The 16,322-nt window shown below is 50.1% G+C and carries 15 protein-coding genes and 1 tRNA gene; 6 read left to right on the top strand and 10 right to left on the bottom strand.

The features are described from left to right. Nucleotides 1-113 precede the first annotated feature (113 nt). A complete protein-coding gene (rlmB, locus tag ACJAZW_RS09660) occupies nucleotides 114-872 on the top strand; it encodes a 23S rRNA (guanosine(2251)-2'-O)-methyltransferase RlmB (RefSeq protein ID WP_415157486.1) in 759 nt (252 codons plus the stop codon). Between the two features lie 2 nt (nucleotides 873-874). Here the strand turns inward: rlmB and ACJAZW_RS09655 are convergent, their stop codons facing one another. Beyond that, nucleotides 875-2,209, bottom strand: a complete 1,335-nt coding sequence (locus ACJAZW_RS09655; protein WP_415157484.1) for a lipopolysaccharide biosynthesis protein — start codon at nucleotides 2,207-2,209, stop codon at nucleotides 875-877. Between the two features lie 15 nt (nucleotides 2,210-2,224). Next, nucleotides 2,225-3,577: a hypothetical protein gene (locus ACJAZW_RS09650; RefSeq protein WP_415157482.1), complete on the bottom strand. Its 1,353-nt coding sequence runs from the start codon at nucleotides 3,575-3,577 to the stop codon at nucleotides 2,225-2,227. Nucleotides 3,578-3,746: 169 nt separating this feature from the next. Here ACJAZW_RS09650 and ACJAZW_RS09645 point away from each other — a divergent pair, with 169 nt between their 5' ends. Both ACJAZW_RS09645 and ACJAZW_RS09640 read left to right on the top strand, forming a co-directional pair. Next, nucleotides 3,747-4,514 carry a hypothetical protein gene (locus ACJAZW_RS09645; RefSeq protein WP_415157480.1) on the top strand — a complete coding sequence of 256 codons (768 nt, stop codon included), beginning with the start codon at nucleotides 3,747-3,749 and terminating at the stop codon, nucleotides 4,512-4,514. 55 nt (nucleotides 4,515-4,569) lie between these two features. Beyond that, a complete protein-coding gene (locus ACJAZW_RS09640; RefSeq protein ID WP_415157478.1) occupies nucleotides 4,570-5,703 on the top strand; it encodes an L-lactate dehydrogenase in 1,134 nt (377 codons plus the stop codon). Nucleotides 5,704-5,757: 54 nt separating this feature from the next. On the opposite strand, the gene ACJAZW_RS09635 is transcribed toward ACJAZW_RS09640, so the two are convergent. Both ACJAZW_RS09635 and ACJAZW_RS09630 read right to left on the bottom strand, forming a co-directional pair. Next, a complete protein-coding gene (locus ACJAZW_RS09635) occupies nucleotides 5,758-7,683 on the bottom strand; it encodes a putative bifunctional diguanylate cyclase/phosphodiesterase (protein WP_415157528.1) in 1,926 nt (641 codons plus the stop codon). A 255-nt stretch (nucleotides 7,684-7,938) separates the two neighbouring features. Further along, a tRNA-Thr gene (locus ACJAZW_RS09630) sits at nucleotides 7,939-8,014 on the bottom strand. A gap of 180 nt (nucleotides 8,015-8,194) precedes the next feature. Between ACJAZW_RS09630 and ACJAZW_RS09625 the strand changes: the two genes are divergently transcribed. Continuing rightward, the gene (locus tag ACJAZW_RS09625) at nucleotides 8,195-8,971 is read left to right on the top strand and encodes an NAD kinase (protein WP_415157476.1); all 777 of its coding nucleotides are present in this window, start codon (nucleotides 8,195-8,197) and stop codon (nucleotides 8,969-8,971) included. Here the strand turns inward: ACJAZW_RS09625 and ACJAZW_RS09620 are convergent. From ACJAZW_RS09620 to ACJAZW_RS09610, 3 genes are all read right to left on the bottom strand, one after another. After that, the gene (locus ACJAZW_RS09620) at nucleotides 8,968-10,197 is read right to left on the bottom strand and encodes a DUF2336 domain-containing protein (RefSeq protein WP_415157526.1); all 1,230 of its coding nucleotides are present in this window, start codon (nucleotides 10,195-10,197) and stop codon (nucleotides 8,968-8,970) included. The genes ACJAZW_RS09625 and ACJAZW_RS09620 overlap by 4 nt on opposite strands. A 71-nt stretch (nucleotides 10,198-10,268) precedes the next feature. Next, nucleotides 10,269-11,141, bottom strand: coding sequence for a transglycosylase SLT domain-containing protein (locus tag ACJAZW_RS09615; RefSeq protein ID WP_415157474.1), 873 nt, complete (start codon nucleotides 11,139-11,141; stop codon nucleotides 10,269-10,271). 60 nt (nucleotides 11,142-11,201) lie between these two features. Then, nucleotides 11,202-11,780: a nitroreductase gene (locus tag ACJAZW_RS09610; protein ID WP_415157472.1), complete on the bottom strand. Its 579-nt coding sequence runs from the start codon at nucleotides 11,778-11,780 to the stop codon at nucleotides 11,202-11,204. A 107-nt stretch (nucleotides 11,781-11,887) separates the two neighbouring features. On the opposite strand from ACJAZW_RS09610, the gene ACJAZW_RS09605 reads away from it, so the two are divergent. Beyond that, the gene (locus tag ACJAZW_RS09605) at nucleotides 11,888-12,907 is read left to right on the top strand and encodes a hypothetical protein (protein WP_415157470.1); all 1,020 of its coding nucleotides are present in this window, start codon (nucleotides 11,888-11,890) and stop codon (nucleotides 12,905-12,907) included. Between the two features lie 129 nt (nucleotides 12,908-13,036). On the opposite strand, the gene thrS is transcribed toward ACJAZW_RS09605, so the two are convergent. The 3 genes from thrS to ACJAZW_RS09590 all read right to left on the bottom strand — a co-directional run bounded on the left by thrS (nucleotide 13,037) and on the right by ACJAZW_RS09590 (nucleotide 15,834). After that, entirely contained in the window at nucleotides 13,037-14,995 is a 1,959-nt protein-coding gene (gene thrS, locus ACJAZW_RS09600; RefSeq protein WP_415157468.1) for a threonine--tRNA ligase, read from the bottom strand. An 87-nt stretch (nucleotides 14,996-15,082) separates the two neighbouring features. Then, a complete protein-coding gene (gene yidD / locus ACJAZW_RS09595; protein WP_415157466.1) occupies nucleotides 15,083-15,385 on the bottom strand; it encodes a membrane protein insertion efficiency factor YidD in 303 nt (100 codons plus the stop codon). Continuing rightward, entirely contained in the window at nucleotides 15,385-15,834 is a 450-nt protein-coding gene (locus ACJAZW_RS09590; protein ID WP_415157464.1) for an iron-sulfur cluster assembly scaffold protein, read from the bottom strand. Before ACJAZW_RS09590 ends, yidD begins: the two co-directional genes overlap by 1 nt. Before the next feature lie 171 nt (nucleotides 15,835-16,005). On the opposite strand from ACJAZW_RS09590, the gene ACJAZW_RS09585 reads away from it, so the two are divergent. Next, the coding region (locus ACJAZW_RS09585; RefSeq protein ID WP_415157462.1) for a GTP cyclohydrolase I at nucleotides 16,006-16,322 on the top strand (317 nt) is incomplete at its 3' end.

Here is a 16,322-nt window from a genome sequence, read left to right as displayed (position 1 = left end):
ATGTTGTTATTGCGAACCTTTTCATGTTGGTCCCGGTTTCTAGCGCTTTTCTTAGCAAACGAATTTTCCAAATGTGCTGGACCTGCCGCTGCTTTCACGCTACCGAGCACATTATGAAAGATAAATCCAGATTTCAGCCCCGCCGCAAACCAAAACGCAATCCCATTGAGGATGGCCAATTCTATATTTACGGGCTGCATCCGGTGCAGGCTGCGTTGGCCAACGAGGCGCGTGTAAAACACTCCCTATTCGCCACACCAAATGCGATCCGCCGTCTTGAAGAAGAAGGGGTGATCATTGATGTGAAGGTGAAAGACGTCACACCAAAACGGCTTGATGAAATGCTGGGCAAAGATGCGGTGCATCAAGGCCTTGCCCTGCACGCGAAACCGATTGAGCGGCAGTCTTTTAGCGGATTAGAAGACGCAAAACTATTGTTGGTGCTCGACCAAATCACTGATCCGCACAATGTGGGGGCAATTTTGCGCTCTGCCTGCGCTTTTGGCGCAGATGCGGTGGTCACCCCTGCCCGGTTTAGCCCGCAAGAATCGGGTGTTTTGGCCAAAGCCGCTTCGGGCGCTCTGGACTGGACACCAATGATTGAAGTGAAGAACTTGGGCAACGCGATCCAAGAACTCAAAAATATGGGTTTTACCTGCTTAGGATTTGATTCTGAGGCCCCTGAGGAGCTTCAGGCGGGCGGCAATGGCGACAAGCTTGCGATTGTGCTTGGTGCTGAGGGTAAGGGCCTGAGACAGCGCACACGCGAATTATGCGATAAGATGGTGCGCCTCGACATGCCCGGCCCGATCAAATCGCTGAACGTCTCAAATGCGGCGGCAATCGCTTTGTTTGCGGCAACGCGGAAGTAGCGCTAGCTGATCTTGGTCAACACCGACAATCCAGCGACTGCCCAAAAACCCAAACGCTTTTTGGTCAACACCAGCATGGCACCAACCGACACAATGGTGGTCAGCAAAGTTGCAACTGCCGCTCCATAAACGCCAAATTGTGGCACCAGAACAAAGTTCAGCACGACATTTAAAATAAGCGAGGCAACAAGGGTCACACTCAACCCACGCTGTCCGCCCGTCATTGCCAGCCCAAACTTTGTCACCGCTGCAAAACTTTGCACCAACAACCCCGACGATAGAATCAAGAGTGGAATGTAGGCAACCGCATAAACCTCGCCAAACAGCAGCAACAAAACCGGCCCAAGCCCCACCAGGCCCACAAAACCAAGAAACGTTGGCCAGAACGCCATAGCCGTGAAACGACGCATCAAAGCTTGAACTTGCGCGCCATCGCCGCGCGCAAAAGCCGCAGCAATCGGCTTGCCAGCACTAGCACTCACCGCAAATGTAACGAAACCCAACAAGGCGGCAATTTTCGCTGCGATGAAATAAATCGCCAACTGATCTGGTGTTACAAAAAACTTCAGTACCAAAATGTCTGTATTCGCCAACAGCAAATTATAGGCTTCCATCGTTGTTAACGGCAGCGCAGTGGTCAGCCATGCCTTGCGCAGTCCTTTTGGCATTTGCGACAATTTTGGCTGCACGAAATGGCGACGTAAGAACCAAAATTGCCATAACAGAGCCAAGAACAATGCCAGCAAACTGAACAGCATCACATTGCTGGACATCAGATCAAACCCACCAAGAAAGAGAATTATCACCCCTGCCCCAATTAAGATCGGACGCCAGAGATAAGCTGGTGCGTAGGCAACCGCGTTGCGGCCCAGACCCCGCGCGAGCCCCTTGCCAATTTCGGTGAGTGTAAACAGGGGTACGCAAAAAGCGCCCACGAAAAGCGCAGGTCGATAGATTGTCTCTAGTACAGTTGTGGGCAATGCGGTCACAGTAAAAAGCAGTGACCCGGCAAACAGTACAGCAACGCCAACGCCTACAAAAACAGCAAACCTCATGAATCGATTTAACGTTTCAAGCTTTTCCTGATCTTGATAAGTCGCAACAAACTTTGTTGCAGCTACCGGCATGCCGATGGCGCTAACGGTTCCCAGTAAAACAACAATCGTCCATGCAAAAACGTAAACCCCGTATTCAACCGGATCGACCAATCGCGCCAACAATAGATGTGACAAAAACCCGACCCCAGCGCCGCTGACCCGAATGAGCAGAGTCACCAAACCTGCGGACACACCTTTTGAACGCAATGACCCAAATTTGTCCCAGATTTGCAATGCCATCGCCCAAAACTACCCTTAGCTCGATTTTTTCCGTTGCTCAGCGTAATCCTGTTCTTTACTCGCAACCGTGCGCTCGACTTGCGCGGGTTCTACTTTTTGCTTGTTCAGCGATTTCCGACGTTCTGGAGCGCCATCTTTTCCCCATGCCACGCGATCAATTCCGCGCTTTACCAAATTGGGGAATTCTTTGACCGCCGGTCGCAAATCGTCGCGCACAAAACTGTCCGAAACCTCTTTTCCGCGCATGCAATTTACCGCATGTTTTAGCACTTCGACAAATGCAAACCACACGACACCCAAGCCACTTCTTCCTTCACTGCGATACTGGTGAAGAATCGAAAGCGCCAAGTTTTTACCAACAATTTCTGGCTTATACAGCAAATTGTAAGCGCCTAGCTTACCAAGATAAATGTCCAACAGCATCATTGGAAAATCTATATCCAAAGCCAGCGGCAATGGCATCGACCCCCAAGGCCGGGCATTGACTTCCAGCAATATCCACTCTCCATTATCTGCCGACTGGCGGAATTCAAACATCGCGACACCATTCAACTTTGTCGCATTGCATATTTTCTCCACAGCCCACAACATATCGGGATCAAGCGCCTCACTCACACGAACCGAACTAGAGCCGCCACCTGGCTTTTCTACCAGACGCCGATGTTGAAATGCAGCTAAAACCGCACCTTCACGTGCAGCAACCGAAACGCCGACCCCGGACGCTTCGCCAACAGTCGGGAAGAAACTTTCGACGACAAAACTATCATCGCCTTCAAACTTTCTTAGTTCATCATCAAGCGCTTCAATGCTCGTTATTGTGCTAACTTCGCCACGGACCTCTAGTTTTTCAATCGAATATGACATGCGCGATTTCAACATCAAAGGTAGACCGAGCTGCGACACAATCAATTGCGCATTGCTATGGTGGTCGACGACCGTGCCGGATGCAACAGGTATGTCCAAACTTTGGGCCAAGTCTCGCGTTTTTGCCTTGTCAAACAAATGCTCGAGCGCCAGTGAACCGGGCTCTGCGAGGCGAAAATTTCTTTTATCCTCGGGTACCGCCCGCAACGGCAGAAGTGCACGCTCATCACAAGGGATTATGAGATCAAAGTCATGTTCCAATTGAAGTTCGCAAACATTCTCAACCCAATTGTCGACACTCTGTGCCATGCGGGGAAGTTTATGCACCTCATTAATATATTTTGAAGACAGTGCCGGCGCAGTCCAATTGAAAGGCACCGCATGAACTTCTATTCCGTTACGCCCAAACGAGCGCGCGCAAGTCAAAAACGACCGCATGTCATCGCCGATCAAAAGGACCTTAACGTCGGCATACAAACTGTCGCTTCCAAAATCTGAATTCATCTTCAACTCCAAACGGAAAACTCACGCCTTCGTCGATAAATTCGCGCGAAAGCGAAAGCTGTTTGGGATTAAACACTTAAGCACTTTACCAACAACTAATCTTTTTCAAAAATCCGAAATACAGAAAACTAAAGTTAAAAATTTGCTAACGCTTTCTTCGAGCTGGCACTTGCTGCAATATCGCGCTTGGGTCAGAAACGCGGGATTGACATATACGCGACCGACAGAAATCATCGGTGCGATTCTAAAGTATACTTCGGACCCTAAGATTATGTTCAGCCACCGACTGGTAGATTTTTTCAAGGCAATTGCCATTTTTGTATTGCTCGGGCTTTCGCCAACCGCCGCTCAGGCTGAAGAACCGCCAAACCACAACGTGATGCTATACGGAAATCTATTGCTATTTCACGGCCCTTCATGGGTATCTTCGGTCGAAAACTCGATAGAGCTATCTGAGATTAGTCGGAAGAATGAAAAAACGCACTTCCTGCTAGAACTAATTCCAAAAAACGAGAAATTTGAGAGTTGGTCCAAGATTTTTGCAGTTCTTGCCGAGCCCGACAAATCTCTAACCCCTGAAATTATCGCAGAGCAAACCTATGGTGTTTATGGCGGCGCCTGTAACGATGCCGTTTTTGATAGCGTCCAGTTGCCAAAAACAGGAAACTCAGGCACTCAATTATCAGGCTATTTATTTGTCATTCATTGCCCCAGCTACCGAAATGACCCCAAAAGAGGTCAAATCACAGCCTACCGAATTTTGAAGTCTGGGGACGTAACTGCTCGAGTATACCAAGAATGGCGGGGTCCGGCGTACGATGTGCAAGACAAAGCGTCGTGGCCGGCAAGCTTTAATGAGATCAGCTTGATGGTTCAAAGACTTTTGGCCACATCATTCGTTTCTCCAGAATCCATTGAATCAGAGAATGGCAACTGAACCGCTTGCCCTTCACGTCGACCCCTCATAGGTTCCATATAAATTGAGGGCTTTTATGAAGATTCTTGAAATCAACGATTTGAAAAAGCTCGCGCAACGCCGCGTGCCAAAAATGTTTTTCGATTATGCGGATAGTGGCTCTTATTCGGAAAGCACATACCGCGCGAATGAAGCTGATTTCAATAACATAAAGCTGCGCCAACGGGTTGCGGTGGATATGAGCAATCGTTCGCTTAAGTCCACCATGATCGGGCAAGAGGTGGCTATGCCCGTCGCGATTGCCCCGACAGGCTCTGCGGGCATGTACCACGCCGACGGTGAAATTTTGGCGGCGCAAGCGGCTGAAGAGTTTGGCGTGCCTTATACCCTTTCGACGATGAGCATTTGCTCGCTTGAAGACGTTGCGGCGGCGACCAAAAAACCGCTTTGGTTTCAGCTCTATGTGATGAAGGACCGAGATTTCAACAAACGCCTGATTGAACGGGCAAAAGCTGCTGGCTGCTCAGCGCTCGTGCTAACGCTAGACCTGCAAATCCTAGCGCAAAGGCACAAAGACCTGCGCAACGGCCTCAAAGCGCCACCAGAGATCAACCTGAGCACGTTTTGGCAGTTTGCCACGCGCCCGAGCTGGTGTTTTGAAATGCTGCAAACCAAACACCATCAATTCGGCAATATTTACGGCCATATCAAAGACGTTACGGATTTGGCGTCGCTACACGATTGGGCGGGTAAACAGTTTGACGAAACCCTGTCGTGGCAAGACGTGGAGTGGATCAAAGAACAATGGGGCGGCCCGTTGATCCTAAAAGGCATTCTTGACCCTGAAGACGCACAAATCGCCGTCAAGACAGGCGCAGATGCGCTGATTGTCTCAAACCATGGCGGGCGTCAGCTAGATGGCGCGCCGTCCACTATTTCAATGTTGCCATCCATCATGAATGCTGTTCAGGGCGACATTGAGGTTCATCTGGATGGCGGTGTGCGCACGGGAATTGATGTTCTGCGCGCCCGCGCCATGGGTGCTCAGGGCGTTTATATTGGTCGACCTTATCTGTATGGGCTCGGCGCGATGGGCAAGGAGGGCGTCAGCAAAGCGCTGGAAATTTTGTCCAGCGAACTTGATACAACCATGGCCTTATGTGGCGAGCGCGACATCAATGATGTTGGCACTCAGAATATGATGAAATGAATTTCAAACGGGCGCAAAACTAGGGTCTGAACCCAATTCAGTCCAGACCCTAGACTATTTAGAAAGCAAAAACTCGCGCAACTCGTCAAACTGGCGATAAGTCGGAGAAATATTGCTAATTATTGGCGACACTTCAGAACGTTGCAACCATTTTAGGGCTTGGGACAGCGGCATTGGGTGCCCAACGCCAAATCCTTGAATAACCGCACACCCGGCGGCTTGCAGTTCTTCAGCTTGCTCGATTTCTTCAATCCCCTCTGCAACAACACTCATGCCCAGTTCGCTGCATAGGGCAATGATTGTGCGCACGATGGTCAAGGTCGCAGGGTCAAGCAGCATATTGCGCACCATTGAGCGATCAATTTTCACCCCGTGCGTTGCAATACGGGTTAAATGGGCTAACCCAGCATAGCCCATGCCGAAATCATCAAGTTCAACACGAAATCCCTCATTGCAGGCCGCTCGTATTGTCTCCAAATTCGAACTGTCCATGCCTTCGAGCAGATTGGTTTCCAACACCTCAAGGGTAACATGGTCATTGGCCAACCCCCGACACTTCACCGCGTCGCACAGCTCGGTAATAAATGTCGGTTTGTTCAGCGAAGCGTTTGAAACATTTATCGAAACCCGCAAATTGCTGTGGCCGGCATCATGCATTTGTCGCAGGGCGTCCAGCGCACCACACATCGCCACATGATCAACGCGCGACATCAGACCGTTCTGCTCAGCAATGGTCAAAAATTCCTGTGGTAACAATTTTCCGTAGGTGGGATGATGCCAGCGTATCAACGCCTCAAAACCATGCACCTGCCCCAGTTCCAAATCATATTGGGGTTGCAGTTCTACCGCGAGTTGATTGTCCGTGATGGCAAAGGCCAATTGTGAAGATAGTTCCATGCGACGCGCATATACCATCCCCAAAACCTTGTTAAAGCAGGAAAAATTATGACGACCACTGCGTTTCACTTCGTAAAGCGCAACATCGGCATGTTTGATCAAGTCCGTTGCATTTTTGGCATGATCGCCAGATATCGCAATGCCGATGCTACACCCAAATTGCACCACATGGTCACCGGTTACAAATGGCTTTTCCAATGCTGCCAATATTTTCGCTGCGATTTTCTTTAGTGGATCAAACCCCAATGTTTCTTCAAACACAACTAAGAACTCATCGCCGCCAAACCGACCAACCATACCAGAATCAGCAACAATGCGGGTCATTTCGTTGGCCGCATGCAGCAATACTTGGTCCCCAACGGCGTGCCCTAGCGTGTCATTAATCCTTTTGAACTGGTCCAAATCAATGTGCAACAGGCCCGCTGTGATCCCGTTGGCCATAGCACTGTCCACAACGAGCTCGAGATGCCTGGAAAGCTTCATCCGGTTGGGCAAACCGGTCAGAGAATCAAATTCGGCGAGCTCCTTGTTGCGCATTTCTGAGCGCTTAAGTTCGTCTTCATGTTCCCTTTGTTCGGTGACCTCGCGGGCGATGATGATGACTTTGGGGTCATCCTCCTCGTTAAACTTAGCAACGGCAAAACTTAACTGGTTCCAAAACAGTTCGCCGTTCTTCCGCCTATTTTGAATGCACTCAAAATATTCTAATACACCGGACGAAATGTCATATCGAAATTCGTCTATTTCTTGCTGAGTTTGGCGCGCTTCTTTCGGCAAAACAAACTCTTGCGGTTTCAACCCTCTAATCTCATCCGCAGAATAGCCTGTCATTCTGGAATAAGCTGGGTTGGACCATTCAATGTGTCCATCGATATCTTGAATAAGCAAGCCGTCATTCGCGTTATTGACGATCAGTTCCATGATCGCATTTTCGGCGCGCGTTTTGCGCAGGTCGATATTTAGTTTCTTAATTTTCTTCAGAAATTGCCTGCGGCCCACAATGTGCTTGCGCGCATAATAAACCGCCCCGCCACCCAAAAGGCAGCCCAGCAACAATACAGAAACATAAATCAAAATGACCATACTCACGGGGGTCACGTACTCCTAATTGAGTAAAAGGTTACACCGCCACCTATTAACCAGAGCCAAACATTAGACAAATTTGTGCGGCGCATCACGGGCAATTGACCCAACGCCAACTATGCGAACCCACAACAATTGAGAGGCCAGATAGGGCTGAATGGTGAGCAAGTTTGACAACCGGTCAGCAGATCGTGACAAATGTCTTCTTATCAGGTTGTAAGAAGCGCCATAGAGCATTGATATATAGGGGGAAACTGGTGCCGGTTGAGAGACTTGAACTCCCGACCCTCTGATTACAAATCAGATGCTCTACCAACTGAGCTAAACCGGCAACGCGCGCTTGATACATAATCCTTTGATGCGGCGCAAGCACATCTTTCAAAAATGTTGAAAAATGCAACCCATCTGGATCAAAACTTACAACCAATTGTCAAAATTGGGGCTTTCCGATTCAGGTTGCGCTATGGCACGGTGCACATCACTCTCATATATGACAAATTTGGAGCACGCCGTGTCGAAATTTCCAACAGACAAAATCACGTTTGTGTCCTCTGGTTCACCAGAATCAGAGGAAGCACGTGACATTTTGTGCACCAGATACGGTAATTGCCCATTTGATACGGCCCAAGTGATTGTTGCTTTGGGTGGTGACGGGCTGATGCTTGAAACTTTACACAAAGTCATGGGCCTGAGCATACCAGTTTACGGTATGAATTTTGGCTCTATCGGCTTCTTGATGAATGATTATGACGCTGACAACCTCCCCGAACGACTGGCGAGCGCTGAACCAACTGTCATCCACCCGTTGCGCATGACAGCAACCGATAAGGCTGGCAATCAACACACAGCCCTTGCGCTGAACGAAGTCTCGCTTTTGCGCACCTCATACCAAGCCGCCAAAATCGAGATCCTCATAGACAACAAACCACGGCTTGATGAATTGATATGCGACGGCGTACTGGTGTCAACGCCCGCTGGCTCCACAGCCTACAATCTGTCCGCACATGGCCCAATTTTGCCCATTGATGCGCCGCTTCTGGCGCTCACACCAATTTCACCATTTCGTCCCAGACGATGGCGCGGTGCAATATTATCCAATCGGGCTGAAGTCACTTTCCGCATTCGCGAAATCGAAAAACGCCCCGTTAACGCGGTTGCAGATAGCAAAGAGATTACAGATGTCGCACAAGTCAGCGTTAGCGAATCGCGCAGCCATGCGGTCACATTGCTGTTCGATCCCGGGCATAGTCTTGATGAGCGCGTGTTGAACGAACAGTTCGACTATTAAGCCGCCGGTAACGCCAACCGCTCATCGCGCAGGTGCGAAATATGGATGCTGGCACTGTGGTCTGCCTCATCACAAAAACTTGCCATTACACCGCGCGCGGCTTCACGGGCCAGACTGACATTTTGCTCGTTCAAATAGGCAAAAACACTGTCCAAACTGTCCGGTATGTCGCCGTCATGATCGTCAATTAGCACGCCAATAAGTTGGGAAACCACAAAATGCCGCGCAGCGACATCGGTTTCCAAATAGGCGTCCCTTGCCAAAATCGTAAGCCGCGCCATCAAGTTGCGTAACGAGGGCTCAAAGCCACAACGTGTGAACAAGGCATGCAGCGCACGTCGTGTGCCGGCGCGCAAAATGCCCTCGGTTTTGTTGGCGGGCAGCTCGGCAAGCATGGCAAGCGCTGTCACATAAAAACGCAAGCGGCCATTGACGACAGAATTGATGAGCAAGCGCGGCGTCAGCCTGTCAGACTGATAAAGAGCGTCAAGATAGCGAAAATGTTCTTGAGTGCTATCACCAGCAACCAAACCTGTTGTTGCTTTATCCAGTTGATCGCGCATGAGCCGGTTTAGCCGCTTTTTTTGGATACTGCCCCGCACAATGCGCGCGCCCAACAAAGCATCTACGATGCGCTCGGTCAGCAAAAACCGTGCAGCGATCGGTAAATCTGGACGATTCAACAAAGTTCCACGCATTGGCGCGTCATCGCACCAACGATCTGCCAACTCGATCAGCATATCATATGGTAGCGCGATATCGTGCCGCTGCAACAGCATCTCGTCGACAGTTCTGGACTGCTCCTGAACCAGAATGTGACAAACCCTTTGCCCAATGTGGGGTCGTGCCAGGATCGCCTCTGCAATCTTGTCTGTGCCCTTGCGGGCCAAGGCCACAAGATCGCTGTCGAGCAATACTGGAGAGAACTGAACAACAGCTGCCGCAATTATCGGCTCGTCTTGGGCAAGTGCGAACATAACAGGGCGCGGCGCGTTAGGAGATCGCAGCAACTCATAGGCCAGCGCTGCTCGAACTTTAACCGAACTGTCGTCCAAAAAACTAAGAACAGCCGCATAAAGCGCAGCTTGTTCGTCCGTTGGCCCCATATGTTCCAGATATGCGCGCGCTGCAATTCTTGCAGCCTGCCCACGTTGCTCGCTATGAGCGGACTGTGACAATGTATGATATTCGTGAAATCCAAGCACGCCGACGCCTTTAAACAACATACCGATCAAGCGGTTACTTGGAAGACTACCCGTGAAGACTTAATGAAGCGTTCACCATAATGGGTGGCGGACTACTTCGAATAAAAGCGAGCAAAGAAATTCTGACGGCGCGCATCGGTTTCCGCCTCAGACAAAGTTACTTCGCTCGGTTGCTGCACGTCCTGCATGCCACCGCTGAACCGCCCGGGTAGGCCCGTTGCTGGGGCGGAACGATAAAGTGCGGCAAAGGGCGAAACCGGGTCTTGGGTTTGCGCGACGGAGAATGGGCCTTGGTTGGACGTTGCCATCTGCTGTGCCGCAAATGCAGCTGTTTGGCTCCCCGTCGCCTCAATATTTAAGGCCCGATGCTTGGCCACAAGCACCTGATAAACCTGTTTAATGGAACGTGGTTTGCCTTTGTCGTAAAAGATCGCCTCATTTGCGCGCGCCTGGGCCGGAAACCGTTCAACTGCATTGGCGTTGGGGCTGGTAAGTCCTAAATTGAAAAACTTCTCAGCGCCCCTCGCGCCCATAAAATGCGCGATATACAACTCGCCGGGCGATGGCATCCGACCAAACTTGTCCTGCAAATATGCGCCGTTCCGGCGCGTAAACGCCGCAGCAAGGTCGGCTGACATTTCCGGGTTCTCACGAAGCGCCAGTATGCCCGCTTTGACCTTCCCATCCTCAACATCATATCCATCGCTCGTACGCGAAATTTTATCCGCAATTGAGCCATAGCCCAGCTTGGGGCCCTCCTCTTTGAGCACCTCCAGCCACGTGCTTTCGATGAATTGAAACAAGCCAACAGCGCTTGATGTCTTGGCCTTGGCCGAAGGATCGAGTGCACTTTCCCGCATGGCAGTTTTTAACAGATAGTCGAAATCCACACCATTCTTGTCCCCCGCTCTGGTCAGAGCTTGAGTAAGTTGGTTTGGCACTTGAACAGGCTTCACGCTGGGCATGATATGGCAAACTCAAAAATGACGACGTGTTAACAAAACATGAATGCCGTTAAGCAATCATTAACCCTGCCAATATTCCACAACATCATTGACGTTGGGGCGCTCACGTTCCGGTGGCACAATTGTCGGCGTGCCGATATGGACAAATCCTGCAAAGAACTCGCCTGGTTTGGCACCAAAAATGGCGGCAGCTTCTTGGTCAAAAGCGAACCAGCGCGTCACCCATTGCGCTGCAAATCCGAGCGCGTGGGCGCCGTGCACCAGGTTAAAACACACACAAGCTGCCGAAAGTTGCTGCTCAATCACCGGCACTTTCGCATGAATTTGCGCAGCTGAGATTACGCCAATGGTCAAAGGTGCTGGCAAAAACCGATTTCGTTCCACATCCAGCATCTCATCAGAAACTTGAGGGTCCCGTAATTTGGTCAAAGCCGCAAGCTTGTCGCCTGCTATCGCACGTTGATCGCCTGCAATGACCACCAGACGCCAAGGCGTCAGTTTTCCATGATCGGGCACCCGCGTGGCAATCTCCAAAAGTTCGCTGAGCTCAGCTGTATCTGGACCGGGGCCTTCCAAAAAAGGCAATGTCACAGAACGACGTGACTTCAAATACGCAATCATCGCTTTTTTTCTATTCATATTGTGTTTCTGTTCCCCATCTGATTTTGAAATATTGGCTTGTTTATGCCATAGCTTGGCCGCAAACTTAATCCAAAAGCTTCACAAATTGTTTGGTGCCAGTGCATATGATGCGACCATTCGAGACCAAAACGGTAAGCGCGACGACTATGAACAAATGGAACTGGCTTGCAGCAAGCATATTGGTGATGTCTTTGGTTGCGCCTTCATTCGCAAACGAGGAAGCACCGGCGCCGCCAATTAGACCGCAAAACCTTGAAGAATTAGTCCCTTCAGAGTCGAATGAGATTCTTGAGACCAACATACCTGGCACGATCGCCGAGCCAATGGAACAGGATATTGTTGTTGTGCCAAAGTCCGATGGCCCGCCGCAACCTGTGAGCATAAGCGCGCGCGTGACGGAAGATGGTCCATTTATTCCAGATGGTCTGGAATGGCGAATTTACTCCATCACGCCCAACGAAGATGGCGAACTGGACTTGATCGCGCGCTCAGCCGATTCTTCGGCGAATTTCAGTCTGCCAGCGGGTCAATATATTGCGCATGCTGCTTATGGCCGGGCGCAAGCATCTAACACCATAACTGTGGAAAATGGCCCCAATCAACTTGAGGTCATTCTTGACGCGGGCGGATTGGAACTGAACGCGGCCATTACAGGCGATGTGCCTATTCCGCGTCGTTGGCTGCGTTTCACAGTTTATGCAGACAGCCCAACAGGCGGCAAAAAAATTGTTGCCCAAGCGGTCTCCCCAGGGAAACTGCTCTACTTGAACTCAGGTGTTTATAGTGTCGTGTCCCACTTCGGCGATGTCAACGCCACCGCAAAAGCCGACTTGCGTGTTGAACCCGGACAATTGACGTCAGCAACTCTTTACCACAAAGCAGCGGTGGTGACATTTAAACTGGTATCCGAACCCGGCGGCGAAGCCATTGCCGACACGTCGTGGCTCATCAAAAACCCAGAAGGTGAGACGCTTTTTCAAGAGAATAATGCATTCCCGCAAACTGTTTTGGAACAGGGTACTTATGTTCTCATCGGCAAACTTGGCAACCGCGTGTTCAATCGTGAATTCGAAGTTTTGCCCGGACTGCCGCGTGAAATTGAACTATTGGCCGACGAACAATAATCCGGTTTGGGAAATGATTTATTCGCAATTTTGCGACGGCTCGTGAAAATGTGCGAAAAAAAGAAAAACAGCGCCAATTCTAAGGACAAATCCAAAAATGGGGCGCTGTTCTTTAAATCGTCAAAATTGCTAGCGAAGGTCGGGAGGGGTTCCCTCTGCGGCCAACATAGCTATTGCCTCGTCAACGGACATCACCTTTTGACCCTGTGATCCCAAGCGACGCACGGAAACGGTTCCTTCATTCGCTTCACGCTCACCAAGCACCAGAATTGCTGGCACTTTGTTTGTTGAATGCTCGCGCACTTTGTAGTTGATCTTTTCATTACGAAAATCGGTTTCAACTCGAATGCCCGCAGCTTTTAACTTCTCAACAACGCCCAATGCAGCAGGGTCAACGCTCGACACAATGGTCGCGACCACGGCTTGGGTTGGCGCAAGCCACATCGGCAAACGACCCGCATGGTTTTCAATCAAAATACCAATGAACCGTTCAAGCGTACCAAGCACTGCCCGGTGCAACATCACAGGTATTTGTCGCGAGCTATCTTCCGCAATGTAAGACGCACCCAAGCGCTCAGGAAGCACAAAATCCAACTGCAAAGTACCACACTGCCAAGAGCGACCAATCGCGTCTTTCAAATGGAACTCAAGTTTTGGTCCGTAAAATGCGCCATCACCTTCCGCTATTTCGAAGTCGCGACCAGTTGCACGCAATGCATCGCCCAAGCCTTTTTCTGCTTGGTCCCAAACCTCGTCAGACCCAGCCCGCATTTCAGGCCGTGTTGCCAACAAGATTTTGACCTCAGTAAAGCCCATATCTTCATAAACAGAATCAAGCAATGCACAGAACGCTTCGGTTTCCGAGGTCACTTGATCTTCGCGACAGAAAATATGACCATCATCTTGCGTCATTTGGCGCACGCGCATCAAACCGTGCAAAGCGCCATGTGCTTCATTACGGTGACAACAGCCAAACTCGGCATAACGCAAAGGAAGATCACGATATGACTTGATACCCTGATTGAAGATTTGAATATGGGCCGGACAGTTCATCGGCTTCAGCGCCAACAATTTTGCGTCTTGTTCAATTTCCAAATGCTCGGAATCAGACGAAAACTCAATGTCTGGCACAACAAACATGTCTTCGCGGAACTTTGACCAGTGGCCGGATTGCTCCCAAAGCTTGCTGTCCATCAATTGGGGGGTTTTCACCTCCCCATAGCCAGAATTTGCGACCTTGCGCCGGATATATTGCTCCATCTGATTATAGATGGTGAAGCCTTTTGGATGCCAAAAGACGGACCCTTGCGCTTCTTCTTGTAAATGGAACAGGTCCAACTCTTTACCAAGCTTACGGTGGTCGCGCTTTTCAGCCTCCTCAATCATATGAAGATAGGCATCAAGCTGCTTCTGATTTGCCCAGGCGGTGCCATAAATGCGCGACAGCATTTTATTGTTGCTGTCACCACGCCAATAAGCACCCGCAACTTTGGTCAGCTTGAAGGCTGTGCCAATGTCTTTGGTGGTACGCATGTGCGGTCCACGACAAACATCCATCCATTGGCCTTGCTTGTAGATTTTGACATCTTCACCAGCGGCGATCGCATCGATCAGCTCAACTTTATACTCTTCGCCTTTGGCTTTGAAGACACGTTTTGCTTCTTCACGATCCCAAACTTCTCTGGTGAATTCTGCACCACGCGCAATGATCTCAGCCATCTTTTTCTCAATGACGACAAAGTCTTGCTCTGTGAAATGGTCCTCACGCGCAAAATCGTAATAAAAGCCATTTTCAATTGATGGGCCAATGGTGACTTGCGTGTCAGGCCACAATTCTTGCACCGCTTCCGCCAAAACGTGCGCGCAGTCGTGACGGATCAATTCAAGCGCAGCATCGTCATCGCGTAAAACAAATTCAATTGTGCCATCTTGCTCAAACGGTTGTGACAAATCAACAATTTCGCCTTCCACCCGCATCGCAACTGTTTTTTTCGCCAGCGATTTGGAAATGGAGTTTACGATGGTGGTGCCGGTGGTACCCCGAGGATATTCTCGAACAGCACCATCAGGAAACGACACATTGACCATGATCTTTCTCCATTTTCTTTAAAAATCGCCACGAAAGCACGATTGCACCGTGATCGGTCAGAAAAGTTGCTTTAACATGTTTTGAAATTATTTCCAGCGCCCAAATCGCCAAGGCGCATACCACCGACCATTTGAGGGTAATTTTTTGGGAACTGGGTCAAATCCGTCACTGCCATTGGGTCGACAACGGTAAACGCGCGCCGCGCCCATCCAACCACCAGACCAAAATCCATACTGTTTTATGGCGTCCATGGTAAATTCTGAACAGGTCGGCGCATGTCGGCACGTGCGCCCCATAAAAGCGGACAAACTATACCGATAGATCAGGATCAGCCCCACCGCTGTCCAGCGAAACGGAAAGTCGATAACTCGGCCGATTAAACTTAGCATCAGCCGACACGCTCATTTTGCATCAATTCATAAGAATCAATCGCATCAACAACCGCCTCAAAAACCAGCAAAGTCGAGGTGTGGCGGGGTTTGTATTCGCGCACAGGCTCCAGATATTTAAGGTCCTCCCACTTACCCGATGGCGCTGCACCGTCGGCCTTCAGCATCGCGATCATTTGTGTTCGCACCGCCCGTAACTCATCCAAAGTTGAACCAACAATATGCTGAGCCATCACCGAAGCTGATGTTTGCCCCAGCGCACATGCATTCACGTCATGCGCATATTCAACAACAATGCCACGCTCAATCCTGAGCTCAACATCAATGGTGGAGCCACATATTCGCGACACACGGCGCGCACTAGCATCGGGTGCGCTCAACGGTGTCAATTGCGGCAAATTACCGGCCAGTTCTAGGATTCGGTCACTGTAGATTTGGTTGATGCTCATCACCTTGCCATCACAATAATGGGTTCACTCTTGTTTATTGTTACACCAATACCTTATATAGGGCGAGAAGTGAGAAACACCAGTGCCCGGTAATTTCGATGAGGCGTTCGAAACTGTAAACCGTTCAGCCGCTGCGTGAATATTAAAGGTCGACGCCATCAGGAGATGATCATGGATGCGACCGCCAAACCACTAAAGCCTGCCAATGTTGTTGAAAACGACATAAAGCGTCCATCGCGCGCAGAGGCAGAAGCTGCGGTTAAAACTCTTATCGCATGGGCTGGCGACAACCCTGAACGCGAAGGGCTTTTGGACACGCCAAAGCGTGTCGTGAAGGCTTATGAAGAGCTATACGAAGGCTACCGTCAGGACGCACAAAAAATATTGAGCCGAACTTTTGACGAAGTCGGCGGCTATGACGATATCATTTTTGTCCGTGACATACCGTTTTTCTCCCATTGCGAACACCATATGGTGCCATTTGTTGG

The sequence above is a fragment of the Maritalea sp. genome, from assembly GCF_047634455.1.
Taxonomy (GTDB): domain Bacteria; phylum Pseudomonadota; class Alphaproteobacteria; order Rhizobiales; family Devosiaceae; genus Maritalea.
Note: the sequence above shows the minus strand (reverse complement) of the source record. Positions and strands in the feature narration are given on the sequence as shown.

What these genes read in the sequence shown, in the direction of transcription:
- rlmB (WP_415157486.1), top strand. Translation starts at nt 114, where the DNA reads ATGAAAGATAAATCCAGATTTCAGCCCCGCCGCAAACCAAAACGCAAT.
- ACJAZW_RS09655 (WP_415157484.1), bottom strand. Translation starts at nt 2,209, where the DNA reads ATGGCATTGCAAATCTGGGACAAATTTGGGTCATTGCGTTCAAAAGGT.
- ACJAZW_RS09650 (WP_415157482.1), bottom strand. Translation starts at nt 3,577, where the DNA reads ATGAATTCAGATTTTGGAAGCGACAGTTTGTATGCCGACGTTAAGGTC.
- ACJAZW_RS09640 (WP_415157478.1), top strand. Translation starts at nt 4,570, where the DNA reads ATGAAGATTCTTGAAATCAACGATTTGAAAAAGCTCGCGCAACGCCGC.
- ACJAZW_RS09635 (WP_415157528.1), bottom strand. Translation starts at nt 7,683, where the DNA reads ATGGTCATTTTGATTTATGTTTCTGTATTGTTGCTGGGCTGCCTTTTG.
- ACJAZW_RS09620 (WP_415157526.1), bottom strand. Translation starts at nt 10,197, where the DNA reads ATGTTGTTTAAAGGCGTCGGCGTGCTTGGATTTCACGAATATCATACA.
- ACJAZW_RS09615 (WP_415157474.1), bottom strand. Translation starts at nt 11,141, where the DNA reads ATGCCCAGCGTGAAGCCTGTTCAAGTGCCAAACCAACTTACTCAAGCT.
- ACJAZW_RS09610 (WP_415157472.1), bottom strand. Translation starts at nt 11,780, where the DNA reads ATGAATAGAAAAAAAGCGATGATTGCGTATTTGAAGTCACGTCGTTCT.
- ACJAZW_RS09605 (WP_415157470.1), top strand. Translation starts at nt 11,888, where the DNA reads ATGATGCGACCATTCGAGACCAAAACGGTAAGCGCGACGACTATGAAC.
- thrS (WP_415157468.1), bottom strand. Translation starts at nt 14,995, where the DNA reads ATGGTCAATGTGTCGTTTCCTGATGGTGCTGTTCGAGAATATCCTCGG.
- yidD (WP_415157466.1), bottom strand. Translation starts at nt 15,385, where the DNA reads ATGCTAAGTTTAATCGGCCGAGTTATCGACTTTCCGTTTCGCTGGACA.
- ACJAZW_RS09590 (WP_415157464.1), bottom strand. Translation starts at nt 15,834, where the DNA reads ATGAGCATCAACCAAATCTACAGTGACCGAATCCTAGAACTGGCCGGT.